The following is a 19,005-nucleotide window of genomic DNA, read 5'->3' as shown; positions in this document are numbered from 1 at the left end:
ACTGATTCAATAGTATTTTTACCCAAGATTATTTTTAAAGGCAATGACATGACCCATAACTTTCCGATGTTAAAAAATGACCGCATTTTAAGAGCCATGCGTTTTGAATCTGTGGATGTGACCCCTGTGTGGATGATGCGACAAGCCGGTCGATATTTGCCTGAGTATAAAAAAACCCGTGCCCAAGCCGGTGACTTTCTATCGCTTTGCAAAAATACCGATTTGGCGACGGAAGTCACCATTCAACCATTTCGCCGTTTTGAGTTGGATGCGGCGATTTTGTTTAGTGATATTTTAACCATTCCTGATGCGCTCGGTTTGGGTCTGTATTTTGAAGCGGGTGAAGGTCCAAAGTTTCGCAAAACTGTCAGAAGCATGGCAGAGGTTGAAGCCTTGCCAACCGTCGCGATGGCAGATGCACTCGACTATGTGATGAAAGCGGTGACCAGTATTCGTCATGCGCTGGCAGGTCGCGCGCCATTGTTTGGCTTCTCGGGTAGTCCGTGGACGTTGGCGACCTATATGATTGAAGGCGGTAGTTCTAAAGAATACCGCTATGCCAAAGCCATGTTGTATGGCGAGCCTGACACCTTGCATGCGCTGCTCGCTAAAATCACCGATGCCGTGATTGATTATTTGCTAGCGCAAATAGCAGCAGGGGCGCAGTTAGTACAAATTTTTGATAGTTGGGGCGGGGCATTGGCGCATCGCCAGTTTGTTGAATTCTCACACCATTACAACACTAAAATTGTCGCGGCTATCAAAGCAAAATACCCAGAGGTACCTGTGGTATTATTTACCAAAGGTGGCGGCTTGTGGTTAGATACCCAATGCCACAGTGGCGCAGATGCGCTAGGGCTTGATTGGACAATGCCACTAGATAGAGCCCGCAGCATCGTCTTTGAACAACAAAAAGCATTGACCAAATTGCACAAAAAGCTGCATACAGGCATCGCGCTGCAAGGTAATCTTGACCCCGCGACATTATTTGCATCGCCTGAGCATATTCGCCAGCAGACGCATTTGATGTTACAGGACGCCTATAGCCTCGGTGACAAAACAGGCTATATAGCAAACCTAGGTCATGGCATTAACCAATGGGTTAATCCTGACCATGCCAAAGCTTTTATTGATGCGGTGCATGAGTACAAACTTTAATAACAACATCAGGAGACGACCATGATCAAAGTAGGTATTGTCGGTGGCACAGGCTACACTGGCGTAGAGCTAATTCGACTATTGAGTCGTCATCCACAGGCACAAGTGACGATGCTGACATCGCGCTCAGAAGCGGGCAGACGCGTCGATGATATGTTTCCAAGTTTGCGGGGCGTGACCGATTTAACATTTTCGGATTTGGATGAAAAAAAATTAGCAGCATGTGATGTGGTATTCTTTGCTACTCCCCACGGCGTTGCGATGAAGCATGCCAGATTTTTAACCGAAAATGGCACTAAAGTCATCGATTTGGCGGCAGATTTTCGTTTGCAGTCACTACAAGATTTTGAAACTTGGTATAAACTTGAACATGCTTGCCCCGATATTTTAAAAGACGCTGTGTATGGGTTACCCGAAGTCAATCGTGATGCCATTGCCAAAGCCAAGGTCATTGGCAACCCAGGTTGTTATCCCACCACGGCGATTTTGGGATTAAAACCGCTAATCGATGCCCAAAACAGCCAGCAGCAGGCATTGATTGAGCCTTGGATTATTATTGATGCCAAATCAGGCGTCTCAGGTGCGGGTCGCCAAGCCAAAATGAATTTATTGTTTAGCGAGACCTCGGATAGTTTTAGCGCCTATGGCGTGGCAGGTCATCGTCATGGTCCAGAGATTACCCAAGGGATTGACCAAATATTGGGTCAAAGCAAACGCTTTCAGCCGCATGATATCCGCTTTGTACCCCATTTAGTACCCATGATTCGCGGTATGTTTACCACGATTCATGTTCGGTTGACGGCGGCGGGTCAAGCGTTAGATTTACAATCTTTGTATGAAACCAGCTATCAAAACGAATATTTTGTAGACGTCATGCCAAAAGGGATATACCCAGATACCCGTAGTGTACGGGGTAGCAACTATTTAAGAATTGCGGTGCAAACACTAGAAAATAGCCCGATGGCGACGATTTTGGTGGTACAAGATAATTTGGTCAAAGGTGCGGCAGGACAAGCCGTGCAAAATATGAACGTGATGTTTGGGCTTGCAGAGCAAACAGGATTGGAATTGGTCGCCGTAGTGCCTTAAGGTATTTCTTTAATAAGTAGTTTTCTTAAGCTATTTATGGTCAACCTGTTTAGAAATTTTAATGCCATAACAAGCATTGCTTTATTATCTTTAGCCAAAAAAATATGACGCTATGATGAAATGGGCTAACTTTATTATTTTTTCGGTCAATAAATTTAGCTGAATTCATCATAATTTTTGTTTATAATGGGATTCGCTTTAATGGATGTCATATTCATCAACCCTTTTTGAGCTATCATCAGTACTGTGATTATCCATGTTTTGATCGTTTTTCAATTTGAGTATCTCTATGGATTTGCCCGAAGATAATAACTCTTCTCAATCTTTGCCAGAAGCACAACGCAATTATATTGCCCAACCCAACAAGGTGTCTGGGTGGTTGATTGCGTTTGGGGTTAGCTTGTTGTTAGTTGCCATCATTGCACTGGTGTTAGGTCAACGCATTGGTTATCATCGTGGCTTAAGCTTTGCTGCTGAAGAAGCGAAAAAAACCGCCGCAGGTCTTGAAATCTCAGCAGAAAACATCAAATCATTAAAGCTAAAATCTGATACGTTGCAAAGCCAATTAACCACCGCGCAGCAAGAGCGTGATATCAGCTTGGCGAACCTATCAGCACTGCGTACCGATATTCAAGATTTAAAAGTCACCAACTTACAGCTTGAACAAGGTCAGCAATTCTTAACCACGTCGCTTGCCAAAAAAGGTGGTATGAGTTTACAAGTCATCGGGGCAAAAATCGCACCGTTGCCAGAAAATGCCTATGAATACCGCTTTGATGTCGGTATGGTCGATCCGTCAAATCAGCCAAAAAATCTGATACCAAAATTGACCTTGCTCGATGAAGTTAATATGGTCGAAGTCCCATTGCAACCCAATAGTTACTCGATTCATGGGATTGCAAGAATTCGCGGGCGGTTTTTGATGCCAAAAAACTTTGTACCTAAACAAGTGAGACTTGAATTAACCGCTGGCAACCAAAAAACTGAGCAAGTGTATGATTGGCAACTCGGTCAACCGATTGATAACATGCCATATACGCTTGAAGAAACGCCTGAAGCGGATAAACGACCTGTGAGTTCGACCGATAGCACGCCAGTGGCAAGCACAGCCAATACGCAAAAACCTGCCGCAACGACTGCTGCAAAGTAGTATAATCAATGTTTAATCTAATCTTAGGTAAATGTTCAATTAATGATGCTTCAAACGCTTAATTTTTCTCGTCAATCAGTCGTGTCACAGCCAACCACCACGAATATGGATTGGCATCTACCGGCATGGTTGCCAACACAGTCCCCTAAACAGCTACCTAACCAATCACCAAATTCATTGCCAGCGCGTTTGACCGACATAGAAGGCGAGCCAAATACCGACCCAGTCGAAGATGTGCTATTGGCTGATCCTGAACTGAAAAAACCACAGATGTATGCGGTGGTCATGTATAACGATGACTATACGCCGATGGAATTTGTGGTGGATGTTTTGCAAAATCATTTTAAACATTCGCTAGATTCCGCTATCAGTATTATGCTTGCCATTCATCACCAAGGCAAAGGGATTGCCGGTATATACCCTAAAGACATCGCAGAAACCAAAGCCCAAACGGTCAACCGTGAAGCGCGTCAGGCAGGCTATCCGTTATTGAGTCAAATTGAGCCGCAAGGTTAGGGGTAGTTTGCTATTTAACCCCGTTTTATTTTGGGTAGCACCTTCTTTCTATTTTTTTATTCATCATTGAATTTTTTGCCATTTTAAAACCCGCCATTAACTACGTTTTATCACTTGAATTTATTAGCAATGTCATTATATTAAACGTAATGATTTTGATTTTTCCCATTTTGTCATCTTTCATTTTTACTTCCTTTTAACCGAACTGAGCGTTATTAGCCAGATATCAACAGGATATTTGGTGCTGAGGTGACGGCAAATGAAACTTGAGAAAACATCAATACACATAACCCTCAACACCAATAACCACATCAAACCAATTAAAGCGCATGGTTTTTTTCAAGTAGGGCAAAATCAAAAACCGTCGGTGACAAGTATTAAGGACATCTTATGTTAAGTTTAGAATTACAAAGCACGTTGCGGTTGGTAGTGACACTCGCAAAACAACGTGCACATGAATATTTAACGGTCGAGCATCTGCTATTGGCACTGCTAGAGAATGAAAATGCGGTAGAAGCCTTGGTGGCTTGTGCAGCCAATGTGGATCAGCTTGGCAAAGATTTGACCCAGTATATTGATGAACACACCCCAACGGTCGATATCAACGAAGATTACTCGCCACAACCAACGCGCAGTTTTGACCGTATCTTGCAGCGTGCGATTTTTCATGTGCAATCGGTTGCCAGCAGCCGTTTGGTCGAAGGCTCAGATTTACTAGTATCTATGTTCTCAGAGCATGACACCTACGCGGTGTACTTGCTTAAAAAACAAGGGGTTACCCGACTTGAGTTAACCCAGTACCTATCGCATGGTCAAGACAAAAAGGTACGCGACAAATTAACCAGTGTGGAAACTGAAGAAACGGGTGAAAAATCCAATAGAGACCCATTGACTGAATTTACCATTAATCTCAATCAAAAAGCCTCTACGGGTGGCACTGATCCGTTAATTGGTCGCCAAGCAGAAATCGAGCGTACCGCGCAGATTTTATGCCGTCGCCGCAAAAACAATCCACTACTGGTGGGTGACCCAGGGGTGGGTAAAACGTCGATTGCTGAAGGATTGGCATGGCTAATTGTCAATGACAAAGCACCAAAACCATTATCAGGCTGTGTGGTTTATAGTTTAGATATTGGTGCGCTGATTGCCGGTACAAAATACCGCGGCGATTTTGAAAAACGTATGAAAGCGCTATTAGATGCCTTAAAAGCCAAGCCTAATGCGATTTTATTTATTGATGAAATCCATATGATTATTGGCGCAGGCTCATCGATGAGCAGCAATATGGATGTGTCAAATTTAATCAAACCTGCGTTGGCATCCGGTGAGCTGCGTTGTATCGGCTCAACCACCTTTACCGAATATCGCCAAGTGTTTGAAAAAGACCATGCTTTAAGTCGTCGTTTCCAAAAAGTTGATGTCAACGAGCCATCCATTGATGAAACAATTGATATTCTACGCGGTCTGAAAAAACAATATGAGAAATTCCATAACGTAAGCTATACCGATCAGGCGCTACAAAGTGCTGTGCATCTGGCGGTGAAACACATTCACGAACGCTTTTTGCCTGACAAAGCCATTGATGTGATTGATGAAGCGGGTGCATTTGTTCGCCTGCAAAAACAAGCCGAAAATCAGGTTGAATCTACTGTGGACAGCAATCAACCCATTGATGGCGTCGCAAATGATAAGCTATCAAATCAGCCTGTGGTGGATGAAGACGCACTTGCCGATGATTTGGATGTTAGCCATGCAGCGGATGGTGTTGTCGAACCTGAAGCTATGTTAAGCGAAGCCGATAATAAAGTGATTGATGCGGCACAACAAGATGGCGAGGTGGTGATTGATGTCCCGCAAATTGAATATATTATTTCTAAAATTGCGCGCATCCCACCAAAATCAGTTTCAACGGATGACAAATCGGTGCTACAAAATCTTGAAAGTAACCTAAAACATCTGGTGTTTGGTCAAGATGAAGCCATTAAAAACTTGGCAGATGCCATCAAGTTGTCACGTGCAGGCTTAAAACCAGATGATAAACCGATTGGTTCATTTATGTTTGCCGGTCCTACCGGTGTCGGTAAAACTGAAGTCAGTCGTCAGTTAGCAAATTTATTAGGCATTGAGCTGGTTCGTTTTGATATGTCTGAGTATATGGAAGCACATACGGCGTCACGCTTGATTGGGGCACCGCCAGGCTATGTGGGCTTTGATCAGGGTGGTTTATTGACTGAAAAAATCAATCAATTCCCGCATTGTGTGCTATTGCTAGATGAGATTGAAAAAGCCCATCCTGATGTATTTAACTTGCTGCTCCAAGTGATGGATCATGGCTCGCTCACCGACAATAACGGTCGCACATCAAGCTTTAAACAAGTGATACTGATTATGACCACCAATGTCGGCGCTGATAGCATCAGTCGCAACAGCATGGGCTTTACCAAACAAGACCATAGCCGCGACAATAGTGAGGCGATGAAACGGATGTTTACCCCAGAGTTTCGCAATCGTTTGGATGCCATCATTCAATTTAACCCATTGGATCAAAATGTCATTGTATCTGTGGTTGATAAGTTCTTGGTTGAGCTGCAAGCCCAGCTCGATGACAAGAAAGTGGTGCTTGAAATTGATGATGAAGTCAGAAATTATCTCGCAGAAAAAGGTTACGATCGTCTCATGGGTGCACGCCCAATGAACCGCTTGATTCAAGATGAAATCAAAAAACCATTGGCAGAGCAGATATTATTTGGTGATTTGGTCAATGGTGGTACGGTGTCGATTCGTATGAATGCCGATAAAACAGCGATTGAGCTTGTGCCCATTGATGAAAAGCAAATTGACAATGTATAGTAATGTCTAGTATAAAAAAAGGAGCCATTGAGCTCCTTTTTTTTATGCCTACTGATGATGTTTAATGACTATCGCTAATGATTATAATTAATGATTAGGCTTAATAATTATACAAAACCAAATTTGGGTTTTTCTGCTTGTTTCTCTCGATAGGACAGATGATCCATGTTGGTTAATTCTGCTAGCGAGTGGGGTTTATTGACGGTGATAGCTTTATCAATGGATGCCAAAAATGCGTTGGATTTTTCGACGGACAGTTCTTTGAATTTATACTCAGCTATCAATCGACCTTTACGCAGCAGCGCGGGGTCAATTTTTGAGATATCTGAGTTAAAGGTACAAATAAACTGGCACTCCAACACATCCGACAGCATACCATCAGCAATGTTCAAAATCGCCGATACCACATCGGTATTGGCGTTATCAATGCTACGCTCGGCAATGTAGTTTTCACAGTCTTCAAGCACTAATACCGAGTTTTTGTTATCCACCAATAGTGACATAAATTCAGGGTTGGTCAAATACCCAATCATCGTGGTGGGTACAAAGATGAATTTTTTATTAGGCACTTGGCTGGTTAGCCATTTGATATAGTTAGTTTTACCTGAGCCCGCCACGCCATGCAACAGTACCACGCCTTTACCATCGTGATTGAGCGATTCTTTGATATGCTGATGCACGGGCAGAAAATCCTCGTGATACATGGTATCTAAATTGATGGGAAATGGCTTGATACGATGGGTTTTAAACACAAAACCATGGACTTCTTTAAGTAAAATCGATACTTTAGCCTCTTGCGATACATACTTTTGCAAGTATTCATCAAACACGTTTTTGACACTCGCCGCCGAATGCGGATTGGTCGAAATATAGTAAATACTGACGACTTTTAGCAGACCTGATTCAAAGATGTATTCGTCATAGTCATTGGACAAATCTTCATTGGTCAGCATGAACACTTCATATTTGGGATGAAAATAACAAGCTTCACGCTCATACAATGTATTATTTTTATGCGAATAGGCGACGGTGGTAAAATCGGTGCAACGCTCAAAATCTTTGAGCTGCTCTTTGCGAATTACCATATCATGGTTGCCAACATGCACCCCAGGGAAAATATCATCGAGTAGCGACTCAAAAGGGTTATATTTGCTAGCGTATTGGATGTTGTCTTCAATAAGTTCAACAGTATAGGGCGGCTCAGAGGAGGCGCTGAGCAGCTTTCGCGGTTGATAATAGGGCGATTGTAAAATTTTCATAGAAATATAGGCTTATAAAAGGCAGTAGAAAAATTAACATAGTTAGCAATAAACAAGCTAACTATAGAGATGGGGCAGTTAATACTAGATGCAAGCTAAAAAGTAGCTAGTTGGCAATCAGTTAAAAAATTTTTAGCAACACAGTGAGCAACATACTGGCTAACAGTAAGGAAGTAAGCAATGGTAAGATAAGATAGACAGGAATTTTGGGCATAAAAAAACCTGCGAGAGGCAGGTTAATTTAACTAATACCGATTTGAGTGGTGGGGCTGAAGAGACTCGAACTCTTACACCTCGCGGCGCTGGAACCTAAATCCAGTGCGTCTACCAATTTCGCCACAGCCCCATGAGTTGCCTCAAAGTGTTGACTCAATATTTGTATCAGTGTCTTTGTGGTTGGCTATTATATAGAAAAATTTCGCTTTGGCAAGGGGTTTTTTAAAAAAAACGCATTTTTTTATTGGTTAAGTAGAATTTTTAGCGCATTGATAATACTTGCCAAGTCATTAATGCGGTTTTCCACGCGTTTTGCCAGCAGCTTGTCGATAAAAGGCTGGCAAGCTTGGCAAGCAAATTCTGATAACTGATGATTTGGGCATAAAAAAGGCACGGGCTGTTGGCAATGCGCAATTGCCCAACCAGGATAATCATCTGCCATAAAAGGCGGACATCCCGTCAATAGTTCGTACCATACTATCCCTAAGCTATAGTAGTCGCTAAACTTGTCAACAGGCTGTCCTGTGAATTGCTCAGGACTCATATAAGCAGGCGTACCAGCAGTGTAAGTTTTACAGTTAAGTGAGTCATTTTTTGCCCTAGTATCACTAAGACCAATAGTACTGAAACCAATATCACTAAAACTAAAATCACTCAGACCAAAATCAATTAACACCACCTCAAGATTGGGTTTTACAATAAAGTTGGCGGGTTTGAGATCCAAATGCATCAGCCCAATTTGATGCAAACGGTTGACCACTTGGCAACTATGTAAAAAAATGGTCATTTTTTGCTGAAGATTAAGTATTGGTAATTTAGCATGCGCATACATCAAGGATTTTAACGTCTCGCCTGGATGATACGACATGACCAGACAGGGACTAACAGGTTGCTGCGGCTGCTGTTGGTCAAAGATGAGGGTATCAGGTAGAAGGTTTGAAGCATACAGCGTGGGAATGCCGCTTGTCGCATGGGTGCTGTCAATCGCTAGGCTTTGGCAATGATGAAGAGCATTAATTTCTTGCTCAAAATGGGCGAGATTGGTTGCGCTAAAGTGAGGTAGTAATTGTTTAACGACAACGGCTTTAGGCGGCGATTGGGTTGAATGCCATACCCCGTACCAAAGCTCGGTATGGTTGAGTGGATTTGAAGCTGATAGTGGCTGTAAGTCAGTAATGACCGACTGACAGCCATTTTTTATGATAATCAGTACTTTGTGAATTAACCTTGTCTCAATCATGATGGCTTAACGGGTCTGCCTTCAATCAACTGCTGGTATTTTCGGGTCACGGTATTGCGCCCCCAACCGAGTAGGTCAGCCGCTTGCCCTTTATGTTGAGCAGTATGGGCAAGTGCCACTTCGAGCAAACACTTCTCAAACATCGGATAAGCGGTTTGCAATATGTCATACTGTCCTTCAGCCAGTGCTTGCTGTGCCCAAACTTGCAGCGGGGTGATCCAATCTGCGGTTGCGACGGTTTGTGATGCAGGTAAGGTCGGTATGACCGTCGTGGCGGGCAAAGGCGTTGGCAGCTCACTCGAATGAGCACTCAGATTAGAACTAGCACTGGGGCTGTTACTGGGAGCTGGTAAAGATGACGGATGTTCGCTAGCACGTGTCTCAAACTGAGTGTCGGGCTGATAGTTATGTGTCTTATGTGTATTGGGCTCACGCGTATTTGCAGGCGTGCTATCTTGCGATTCAAACGCTTGTAAAATCTCGGGTGGCAAATCACTGGGCTGAATGGTTTGCCCTGTTGTCATCACACTGAGCCAGCGGCAGGTATTTTCAAGTTGACGCACGTTACCTTGCCAAGGATAGCTTTGCAAAATATGCATGGCAGACGGCGTGATAGTTTTGGTGGGGGTATGCATGCTTTTGGCAATATTTTGCATAAAAAAATCGATTAACAGCGGAATGTCTTCGCGGCGCTCACGTAGGGAAGGTAGCGCCAGTCGAATGACATTGAGTCGATAAAACAAATCTTCACGAAACTTGCCTTGCTGCACAAGGGTTTCTAAGTTTTGATGGGTCGCTGCGATGATACGTACATCGACTTTAATGGGTTTGAGACCACCGACACGGTAAAACTCACCATTTGCCAAGACGCGCAGCAAACGCGTCTGGGTCGGTAAAGGCATATCGCCGATTTCATCCAAAAACAAAGTGCCGCCATGCGCCTGCTCAAAACGCCCTTGGCGCGTGGTAGTCGCACCTGTAAACGCGCCTTTTTCATGACCAAATAGTTCAGCTTCAATCAAATCATGCGGAATCGCCGCCATATTGAGCGCGATAAACGGTTTGGATTTGCGTGGCGAATGTTCGTGTAAGGCACTGGCAATCAGCTCTTTACCCGTCCCTGATTCGCCGGTGATGAGGACTGTCATCGGCATGTGCGACAAGCGACCAATCGCACGAAATACTTTTTGCATGGCAATCGATTGCCCGATGATGCCCGATGGGTTGGTGGGGGCTTTTTCTGGCGCGACTGCTACTTTTTGCGCTGGCGGCTGCTGTGCATCACGAATCAGAGAGTCGTTGTAGTTCTCAGACTTACTGCGCTTTTGTGTTTGGTTTGACTGGCTTTGCAGGCAAGCTTTTTTCACCATGGCAATGGCATCATCTAACTCAAACGGCTTGGGTAAGTAATCAAATGCGCCTGACTGATAGCTATCCACCGCAGACTGCACATCGGCATGCGCGGTCATGATGATGACAGGAATTTGTGCAAAGGCTTGTTTGATTTTACTGCTAAAATCCAAGCCGTTCATCATGGGCATTCGAATATCGGTGACGATAACGCTTGGCAAGGAGGCACTATTGTCACTCTTCGGTTGGCTGTCTTGCCCGCTATCTTGTAGCAGCCGCCACGCCGATTGCGCATTGCCAAAGGTTTGCACTTGAAACCCACTATCTGTCAGTGTATCTTCTAAAATCATGCGTAGCGCTTGGTCGTCATCGATGACCCAAACAATAGGCTCGGTGGTTGGCGTTTTATTATTGGTATAAGTCATATAAAAACCCTATATGGGAAACTGTATTGGTTTAAACATTATTGATTGAAAAATTCATAGCTGATCAGTCATGATGCTGTGGTGTATCAGGGTTAAACTATCAATTGGTCATTTGTTTATTTGCCGAATTTGCCAAGGTAAAAAAATCGTAAATAGGGTTTCACCTGGCTGAGAGGTCACACTGATTTGCCCTTGATGGCGCTGAATAATGTCATGAGCAAGTGCCAGTCCCAACCCCGTACCATTGGCGCGTCCTGTGACCAAAGGATAAAAAATTTGCGGTAACAACTCACTATCAATACCCAAGCCATTATCAATAAAATCAACCCGCAAGACGCTTTTATGCCGTATATCACCAATGGTTTGTTGGTGCTGAATACGGGTTTTTACCGTAATGATAGGTGACACAATGTCGTTTTCATTGAGCGCTTGTATCGCATTATTGACGATATTCATAAATACTTGTACGAGCTGGTCTTTATCAGCGGTGATTTCTGGCAACGATAAATCAAAGTCTCTGACTAGACTAATATTGGGGTTTTGTATCTCTGCTAACGTTAGTACATGCTGCAGTGGCTCATGTACATTGATTACTTGCCAGTTGGGCAAATTTGGCGCGCCCAGCAATTGGGTCACCAAATTGTTGAGTCGTCTGGTCTCATCCATAATGATACTGAGATAATTGGCGACCTTTTGCGCCTTGGTGTCGTTAATATAGCGCACAATCCCATCAGATTTCATGATTTGATTAAAATTCTTCTCAAGCAGTTGGCTTGCCCCAAGGATGCCGGCTAAAGGGTTTTTGACTTCGTGTGCCATACTGCGAATCATTTGACGGGTTATCAAATGTTGGTGATTTTGATATTGTTCTTGTTGAATACGACTTTCGCGATCTTTTGCCCAAATTTCGATCAAATAGAAAAAACCCGCCTCGGTTTCTAATGGGGAAACCCCATAATCGACCAATAATGGTGCACCAATCCCTTGGGCGCTTAGCCCCAAAATGGTGCAATCATGGTGGATAAAGGCTTGGTACATTTTTTTGGTATGTTCAAATTGGTTTTGCAGCGCCAATTTCACCTGCGCTTTGGTTTTTTTATGGGTTATCGGGTCATCATCTGTGGATGATTGCTCTGGTGCTTGCGTTAGTAATTTTTCATAGTTTGCGGGGGTTAAAATATCGATAACATTTTTATGAAGTAAATGGTGCTGACTGACTGACAAAATCTGCTCTGCCGTCGCGTTGATATAGACACACTCGTAGTTGCTGTCAGCGACAATTAACCCCGATAGTAGGTTATTGAACATGTCCTCAAACAGATTCTGGTTGGATTCAAGACTAGGTAAAAAAGTAGGATGGGTCATTGGATAACTACCACAAATTTGAGCAATGGTTAAAGTGCAATTTAAATGCCAACAAACTATTGGATAATGTTTGGATGATTGTCATAACAGATAAATAATAAAACGATGGGCATCAAATCAGTCATTTGATATTAAAAAATCACTCATTTATAGCAATGTGCTAATCGTAGTATGATATATTTTGAACCAAAATAGTGCAAAAGTTAAAACGTAATTGCTAAAAAAAGAAGTATAAAAAAAGGGCATAAAATCTATGCCCTTTGATGTACTGCAGATATAAAAATTTAGAACCATTGGTAGGTTAGTGAGATGAATGAATTAATGCCTTTTTGGCGGTAGCCGTAAACGGTCTCATAATCTTTATCTGTGAGATTGTTAAGTCGGCTGCTAATGGTTAGGTTGGGACTGACATAATAATTCCCAGTCAGGTTCAACAAGGTGTAGCTGTCTAGAGTTTGTGAATTGTTGGCATCACGATAACGCTCTCCGACGTGTTGTAGCTCCGTTCGAATGTCATATTTTGGCTGTTGATAGCCTAGGTAAACAATACCTTTGTTTTTGGGTTGATAAATTAATTCTTTGCCCGTTTTTTTATCTTCAGTATCTAGATAATCATAACCTAGACCAAATAAAGTATTATTTAACTGCCAGTCACTGGTTAACGAAATACCGTTAATATCCGCTTTATCTATATTTTGCATTTGACCTGCATAAGTAAGTGGGTCGGTGGTTACCCAAGCTAATTTATCGGTAAATTTAGATTGATAGGCTGTTACGCGTGTGTGTTGATGATGATTGCTGTTTTCAATAAAGATTTCTGCATTTTTGCTGGTTTCAGGTTTTAAGTTGGGATTTTCTGAGCCTGGCCAATACAAATCGTTGAATGTGGGGGCACGAAAATTGGTTGCGTATGATGCACCAATGCGAGTGTTAGGGCTAAGACGATACGCACCGCCCACATTGTAGGTGGTTTTGCTATCAAATTGTGAGTTATCATCGTGACGCACATTTAATTGCACATCATATTTATCTTGAGCGAGCTGATATCCCAAAAACTCACTGTTGATAGTGCGGTGAGTCACGTCATAATCATTAGAGCTATCAACTTCTTGTTTTAAATTCTCATAACCACCGATAAGCTTACCGAGTGGCAACTGATAGCCAAGCTGTATGGTTACTTGTTTCTGAGTCGTATTGATTACATCGTCTAGGCGACCTGTTTGCCAATCTGCACCATCATACGTGGTAGATTTATCATAACTTTGACCATATTTAATATTGGCAGACAGTTTATCTTGTTGATAATCGGCAAAAGCTGAGACAGCCGCGTTTGTTTGGTCAGCATATGCGTTTGGCACTTCTGAACCATTATCAATATCTGTAGTGGATTTTGCAAATAATCCTGTTGCTCCAATTTCAACATTGTCATTGACTTTATGCTTGGCGACCAAACTTGCGTTTTTGGACTCAAAACCGTCTTTGTCAGCATGATGTATGCCGAACTGAGCGTAAGGTTTCGTCGCGTCAATGCCATTGGTCTTTTCATAACCCGTAGAAAGGCTTAAAGTCGTTGCAGAATTAACCAGTTGTCCTGTAATTTGCCCTTTATAGCTGTTTTCTGTGCCACCGCCAACAGTCAATGCGACATTAGACTGTTGGGCGTTTTGACCTTTAGTAAAGACTTGAATCACGCCGCCCATCGCATCTGAGCCATAAAGACTTGAGCCAGAAGCACCATAAACTATTTCTATTCTATCGATTTGATCGACTGGTAATAGCGATAATGCTGCTCCACCTGCGGTTGCAGAGCTGTAACGAATCCCATCGATTAATACTAAGACTTGACTATTGGAGTAACCACGCAATCTGACACCACTGCTCGCACCATCCCCACCATTTTGAGTAACATATATGCCACCTTGTCCACGAAGTACATCTATCACGCTTTGACCGCGATAACGTTGTAATTGTTCTTCATTAATCACGGTGGTTTGGGCGATGGTATTCTTGACAAGCGTCGGCGTTTTGGTTGCCGTGGTAGTAAAGGTAAGGCTCGGCAAAGTCGTTTCAGCTTCGCCATTAGCAGCTTCGCTAGTCGCTGCATGAGCGCTAACACCAGTCATGGACATGCCAATAATCACCAAAACGCTTTGCGTTATTGGATGAATATTAAAAAATGGCTTTTTGATAAAACGTGGTGATGTCTGACAGGTATAACGCATAACTTGACCCAAAAAATAGTTTAAAGACACATTGTAGAAAAATATCGTTACATAAGCTATTACTTTTGCTTGGTTATTGCTCATCAAAGCCTGAGAATTTTTCAATAAAAAACCCCTCTAGTAACTAAAGGGGTTTTGATAAAAGCCTTGGTATCAACAGCTAGCTTGCTTGCTGCTGTAATTTTTTAGCTTTTTGGTAGCATTCATTAATGTGGTTTTCAGCAATTTTTTTAAACATCAAATAACCGATGGTACCTGCCACTAATTGACCGCCAAATGGTACAAATTTGGTGACTTGCTTGGCGATAATACGACTACCAAAACCTTGGAAGGTTTTTTTAGCAATACTGCGCGTCACCACTAGCCCTGCAAAATCCACTGCTTTATCTTTTAGTTGGTTGATTTGCGCGCCGTTGTTCAAATCTACCGCTGCTTGGGCGGGTTCAATTAAACCAAATTTAGCAGAAATTTCAGGTAGCAATTTTGATAAAAGCGTGGCATCCACCGCAACGTCTAGCAGCGGCACTGGGACAACCGCGGCGGCTGCCGATATTTTGGCTTTACTTTTAATCATCGACTCGCATTCGCGTTTGATTTTTTCTAAATCAAGTTTTGGGTCGATGGTTTTGGTAGAATTTTCTGCTGACATAATTTTTCCTTCTAAAAAATTTCAATTATCAATAGTAAAGGTAGTATTGCAAAACGCTTGCAACAAGAGATGATTATTCATTAATGGTCATTGATCCTGTTTCATTAATGGTAAGTGATGACTCTTTGGTTTGATTATAACTGAGAGTAAACGTATGAATTAGCATCTTTTTGCAAAAAAATGCTAATGGTTTGTAGTGGCATTATTACGATATGCAAAATGCACAAAGGGCTATGGAAGCTGATGGGATGTTTTTCACCGTTTCGCTGTTGTAATTTTGCCTATTCACTCTCATTATGTTAGTTTGTTCTATCTCCTTTATTTGACAACTCTGATAAATTTATGTTGACTGTGACTCCCCGTTTTATTGCGACCCATATTGATGATATTCCCCGTGATTTACAGCCGTTGGCGCAGACATCGATGACATTAGCACGCGTTTTGGCTGGGCGAGGCATGCAAGATGTGGCAAATTTAGACACTTCCTTTAATAAGATGTTACCTGCAAATTCGCTGACTGGCATTACCAAGGCAGTGGCGCTGCTTGACAAGGCGATTGATACGCAGCAAAAAATACTGATTGTGGGTGATTTTGACTGTGATGGCGCTACCAGCACGGCACTGATGGTAAGGGTGCTCCGTGAAATGGGCGCGCAGGTTGAGTTTTTGGTGCCCGATCGTTTTAAGTACGGTTATGGACTGACGCCAGAAATTGTTGCACTAGGTATTGAAACCTATGATCCTGATGTGATTGTCACGGTTGATAATGGTATCTCCAGCCATGCTGGGGTCGAGCTTGCCAAAGCCAAAGGGCTAACGGTGATTATTACCGATCACCACCTAACGACGCAGGCAACACCAAACGCCGATGCCGTGGTCAATCCCAATCAGCTGGGCTGTGATTTTGCTAGTAAATCATTGGTAGGGGTTGGGGTGGCATTTTATGTGCTAGGCAATCTCGCCAAAGTCAGACGCCAAGCCAATAAATCCACCACCCAAGTGAGTCGCTATATTGATTTGGTGGCGCTCGGCACGGTGGCGGATGTGGGCGTATTAGACCAAAATAATCGCATCTTGGTGCACCAAGGTATCCAAGCCATCAAGCAAGGTCGTTGCTGTGTGGGTATTTTGGCGTTGTTGGAGCAGGCGAGTCGTGAGGCAGCCGACATCACGGCTCAAGATTTTGGTTTTATTTTAGGACCCCGCATCAACGCCGCAGGTCGTATGGATAGTATGCGGATAGGCATTGACTGCTTACTGACCGATGATTGGGGGGAGGCACAGCGGCTTGCGCATCAGCTTGATAAACTCAATCAAGAGCGCCGCCAAGTCGAGCAGGGCATGCGACAACAAGCCGATAGTGTATTAACGACGCTTGAGAATCCATCGGAGCAAAATGCTGTAAATCAAGTAACGCACCGCAAACGCAGTATTATTTTGTATCAAGATGAGTGGCACCAAGGGGTGATTGGTATCGTCGCAGGCAGGCTAAAAGAAAGCTACCATGTGCCCGCTATCGTTTTTGCCCCTGCCGATACGGACATGATTGAGGATGATGATCCTATCAAAGGCTCCGCACGCTCCATTGAAGGCATTCATATCCGTGATGCCATTGAATCAGTCGCGCAAACCTACCCCGAACTTATTAGCCACTTTGGCGGGCATGCGATGGCGGCAGGTCTGACAATCAAACGAAAAAACTTTGAGCCGTTTTGTAAAGCGTTTGATGAGGTAATTACAGAAGTGGATGATGAGGTATTTGCAGAGACGTTATATAGCGATGGCGAGTTGACAGCCGGTGAATTCACGGTCGATTTTGTAGATAGCTTGCAGACGTTGGCTATTTGGGGACATGGTTTTGTGCCACCGATATTTGATGGGGTGTTTGTGGTGCAGGATTATCGGGTGTTAAAAGAGCGGCATTTAAAATTATGGTTATCGTATCCCGATGTCCCTTTTACTATCGAAGCGATTTGGTTTAATGCTGACTTTGACGCGATAGCTTTGTCTGCTATCAATCGCAGTGTGTCAAAAGTGCATGTACTCTATGAGCTGGAGAAAAATTTATTTAATGGACAAACTAAATTACAGTTAAGGGTAAAAAAGGGTGTGCTACTCTAATCAAGCGTTTTTGCTGATTCATACACAATCTGATAACCATAACACCCAATAAAGATGATAAACGACATAAAATGACATGTTAATATAATTTATCACCTATACTGCGCCAAATTTTGATAAATTATGCAGGTACCAAGGTGTTAATTTTTAGCGTTAATTTTTTAAAGTTTGAATAAAGCATTGGCGCTTAGCTAGCTAGTATTTATTATTTAACCGTTTGTTTATTAACTGGATATCTTTTAACTGGCTGTTTTTTAACTATCTGTCTTTTACCTGCGTATGGAGAATTGCCATGAGTAAATCGCTTGCCAACAATGCAACCGCAACGACGGCTCGGCAATGGCAAATCCTCTCACAGCTGGATCGCAAACGTTGGCTCGGTACAACCCATATCAAAGAACAGCTTGATTTGATGGGTTTTGATATCAGTTTGCGAACCATTCAGCGAGATTTAAACGCTTTGGCAACACGTTTTCCGATTGAAAAAAACAACACCAATCCACAAGGTTGGCGCTGGCGTGAAGATGCACCGATGCAAAGCTTGCCGCACATGAATTTGTCGCAAGCGGTGGCGTTTAGTATGATGCGCCATAATTTGACCCAGTTATTACCGCCGGCTATTTTGGATGAATTGATTCCGTGGTTTGACCTAGCGAATCGGCAACTCAAAGAAAGCAAAGTGGCAAACACTTGGCTCGATAGAGTGCGTATCTTGTCAGCCAATCAGCCGCTCATCCCGCCATCGGTCAATCCAGCCGCCAAAGACGCCGTCTATGACGCGTTATTTCAAAATAAAAAACTCATCGCCTGTTATAAAGCGCGCGGGCGAGAGGAAGCGCAAAAATACACCTTAAATCCGCTAGCCATAGTGCAACGGGGTGTGGTGATTTACTTGATTGCCTCGCGAACTGACAGAGCGTCTGACGATGTGCGCCAATTTGCTTTGCACCGTTTTGAAAGTGCGGAAGTGAGCGCAAGCGACGCGCAAACCCCGAAAGATTTTAATTTAGACAATTATATCAATACAGGCGCGATGGGGTTTAATTACCCGTTGTTCCAAAAACTCATGCCTGACAGCGAAAAAAACAACCACGAGCCGCCCACGCAGCAAGTGCAGTTACTGTTTCATCCATTATCGGGGGCAAGTTTGCTTGAAAGCCCATTATCAACCGATCAGCAGAGCTGGGAGGATGACGAAGGATTGCATATCACAGCCACAGTGAACATGACATCCCAACTGGTATGGTGGCTACGCGGTTTTGGTAAAGGATTGCGAAAAATCGAGCCTGAGATTTTATCAATCGCCGTCTTTGAAACTCAAACGCCAAACCAACAACCCACTGCCAAAACAATAAGTGAATAACTAACAAACGCCCAAGCAAACTAACTACTTTG

The 19,005-nt window shown here is 43.2% G+C and carries 13 protein-coding genes and 1 tRNA gene; 7 read left to right on the top strand and 7 right to left on the bottom strand.

The window, feature by feature from the left end; all coding sequences use genetic code 11:
• Positions 1 to 48: 48 nt before the first annotated feature.
• The 5 genes from hemE to clpA all read left to right on the top strand — a co-directional run bounded on the left by hemE (position 49) and on the right by clpA (position 6,763).
• Positions 49 to 1,158, top strand: coding sequence for a uroporphyrinogen decarboxylase (hemE, locus tag RT143_RS03255; RefSeq protein WP_313091133.1), 1,110 nt, complete (start codon positions 49 to 51; stop codon positions 1,156 to 1,158).
• Between the two features lie 21 nt (positions 1,159 to 1,179).
• Complete coding sequence (gene argC / locus RT143_RS03250) at positions 1,180 to 2,247, top strand: N-acetyl-gamma-glutamyl-phosphate reductase (RefSeq protein ID WP_313091131.1); 1,068 nt, start codon at positions 1,180 to 1,182, stop codon at positions 2,245 to 2,247.
• 289 nt (positions 2,248 to 2,536) lie between these two features.
• A complete protein-coding gene (locus RT143_RS03245) occupies positions 2,537 to 3,397 on the top strand; it encodes a hypothetical protein (protein ID WP_313091129.1) in 861 nt (286 codons plus the stop codon).
• Positions 3,398 to 3,439: 42 nt separating this feature from the next.
• Positions 3,440 to 3,913, top strand: coding sequence for an ATP-dependent Clp protease adaptor ClpS (locus RT143_RS03240; RefSeq protein ID WP_313091128.1), 474 nt, complete (start codon positions 3,440 to 3,442; stop codon positions 3,911 to 3,913).
• Positions 3,914 to 4,303: 390 nt separating this feature from the next.
• The gene (gene clpA / locus RT143_RS03235; protein ID WP_313091125.1) at positions 4,304 to 6,763 is read left to right on the top strand and encodes an ATP-dependent Clp protease ATP-binding subunit ClpA; all 2,460 of its coding nucleotides are present in this window, start codon (positions 4,304 to 4,306) and stop codon (positions 6,761 to 6,763) included.
• 107 nt (positions 6,764 to 6,870) lie between these two features.
• Here clpA and RT143_RS03230 read toward each other — a convergent pair whose 3' ends face one another.
• The 7 genes from RT143_RS03230 to RT143_RS03200 form a co-directional block, all read right to left on the bottom strand.
• Positions 6,871 to 8,022, bottom strand: coding sequence for an AAA family ATPase (locus RT143_RS03230; RefSeq protein ID WP_313091123.1), 1,152 nt, complete (start codon positions 8,020 to 8,022; stop codon positions 6,871 to 6,873).
• A gap of 261 nt (positions 8,023 to 8,283) precedes the next feature.
• Positions 8,284 to 8,368: transfer RNA gene (locus RT143_RS03225), tRNA-Leu, on the bottom strand.
• 111 nt (positions 8,369 to 8,479) lie between these two features.
• Positions 8,480 to 9,478 carry a serine/threonine-protein kinase gene (locus tag RT143_RS03220; protein ID WP_313091121.1) on the bottom strand — a complete coding sequence of 333 codons (999 nt, stop codon included), beginning with the start codon at positions 9,476 to 9,478 and terminating at the stop codon, positions 8,480 to 8,482.
• Positions 9,475 to 11,253: a sigma 54-interacting transcriptional regulator gene (locus RT143_RS03215; RefSeq protein ID WP_313091120.1), complete on the bottom strand. Its 1,779-nt coding sequence runs from the start codon at positions 11,251 to 11,253 to the stop codon at positions 9,475 to 9,477. Before RT143_RS03215 ends, RT143_RS03220 begins: the two co-directional genes overlap by 4 nt.
• A gap of 108 nt (positions 11,254 to 11,361) precedes the next feature.
• Positions 11,362 to 12,618, bottom strand: a complete 1,257-nt coding sequence (locus tag RT143_RS03210) for a two-component system sensor histidine kinase NtrB (protein ID WP_313091119.1) — start codon at positions 12,616 to 12,618, stop codon at positions 11,362 to 11,364.
• A gap of 284 nt (positions 12,619 to 12,902) precedes the next feature.
• Positions 12,903 to 14,741, bottom strand: a complete 1,839-nt coding sequence (locus RT143_RS03205) for a TonB-dependent receptor domain-containing protein (protein WP_313091118.1) — start codon at positions 14,739 to 14,741, stop codon at positions 12,903 to 12,905.
• 259 nt (positions 14,742 to 15,000) lie between these two features.
• Positions 15,001 to 15,489: a hypothetical protein gene (locus RT143_RS03200; RefSeq protein WP_313091116.1), complete on the bottom strand. Its 489-nt coding sequence runs from the start codon at positions 15,487 to 15,489 to the stop codon at positions 15,001 to 15,003.
• Between the two features lie 342 nt (positions 15,490 to 15,831).
• Between RT143_RS03200 and recJ the strand changes: the two genes are divergently transcribed.
• Positions 15,832 to 17,610, top strand: coding sequence for a single-stranded-DNA-specific exonuclease RecJ (recJ, locus tag RT143_RS03195; RefSeq protein WP_313091114.1), 1,779 nt, complete (start codon positions 15,832 to 15,834; stop codon positions 17,608 to 17,610).
• A 292-nt stretch (positions 17,611 to 17,902) separates the two neighbouring features.
• Positions 17,903 to 18,973, top strand: a complete 1,071-nt coding sequence (locus RT143_RS03190) for a helix-turn-helix transcriptional regulator (protein ID WP_313091112.1) — start codon at positions 17,903 to 17,905, stop codon at positions 18,971 to 18,973.
• Positions 18,974 to 19,005: the final 32 nt, after the last annotated feature.

It is taken from the genome of Moraxella sp. CTOTU48268 (assembly GCF_032069585.1).
Classification (GTDB): Bacteria; Pseudomonadota; Gammaproteobacteria; order Pseudomonadales; family Moraxellaceae; genus Faucicola; species Faucicola cinerea.
This window is presented reverse-complemented; position numbering and strand designations above follow the sequence as displayed.

What these genes read in the sequence shown, in the direction of transcription:
- clpA (WP_313091125.1), top strand. Translation starts at nt 4,304, where the DNA reads ATGTTAAGTTTAGAATTACAAAGCACGTTGCGGTTGGTAGTGACACTC.
- recJ (WP_313091114.1), top strand. Translation starts at nt 15,832, where the DNA reads ATGTTGACTGTGACTCCCCGTTTTATTGCGACCCATATTGATGATATT.
- argC (WP_313091131.1), top strand. Translation starts at nt 1,180, where the DNA reads ATGATCAAAGTAGGTATTGTCGGTGGCACAGGCTACACTGGCGTAGAG.
- RT143_RS03205 (WP_313091118.1), bottom strand. Translation starts at nt 14,741, where the DNA reads ATGACTGGTGTTAGCGCTCATGCAGCGACTAGCGAAGCTGCTAATGGC.
- RT143_RS03215 (WP_313091120.1), bottom strand. Translation starts at nt 11,253, where the DNA reads ATGACTTATACCAATAATAAAACGCCAACCACCGAGCCTATTGTTTGG.
- RT143_RS03240 (WP_313091128.1), top strand. Translation starts at nt 3,440, where the DNA reads ATGATGCTTCAAACGCTTAATTTTTCTCGTCAATCAGTCGTGTCACAG.
- RT143_RS03220 (WP_313091121.1), bottom strand. Translation starts at nt 9,478, where the DNA reads ATGATTGAGACAAGGTTAATTCACAAAGTACTGATTATCATAAAAAAT.
- RT143_RS03230 (WP_313091123.1), bottom strand. Translation starts at nt 8,022, where the DNA reads ATGAAAATTTTACAATCGCCCTATTATCAACCGCGAAAGCTGCTCAGC.
- RT143_RS03245 (WP_313091129.1), top strand. Translation starts at nt 2,537, where the DNA reads ATGGATTTGCCCGAAGATAATAACTCTTCTCAATCTTTGCCAGAAGCA.
- RT143_RS03200 (WP_313091116.1), bottom strand. Translation starts at nt 15,489, where the DNA reads ATGTCAGCAGAAAATTCTACCAAAACCATCGACCCAAAACTTGATTTA.
- RT143_RS03190 (WP_313091112.1), top strand. Translation starts at nt 17,903, where the DNA reads ATGAGTAAATCGCTTGCCAACAATGCAACCGCAACGACGGCTCGGCAA.
- hemE (WP_313091133.1), top strand. Translation starts at nt 49, where the DNA reads ATGACCCATAACTTTCCGATGTTAAAAAATGACCGCATTTTAAGAGCC.
- RT143_RS03210 (WP_313091119.1), bottom strand. Translation starts at nt 12,618, where the DNA reads ATGACCCATCCTACTTTTTTACCTAGTCTTGAATCCAACCAGAATCTG.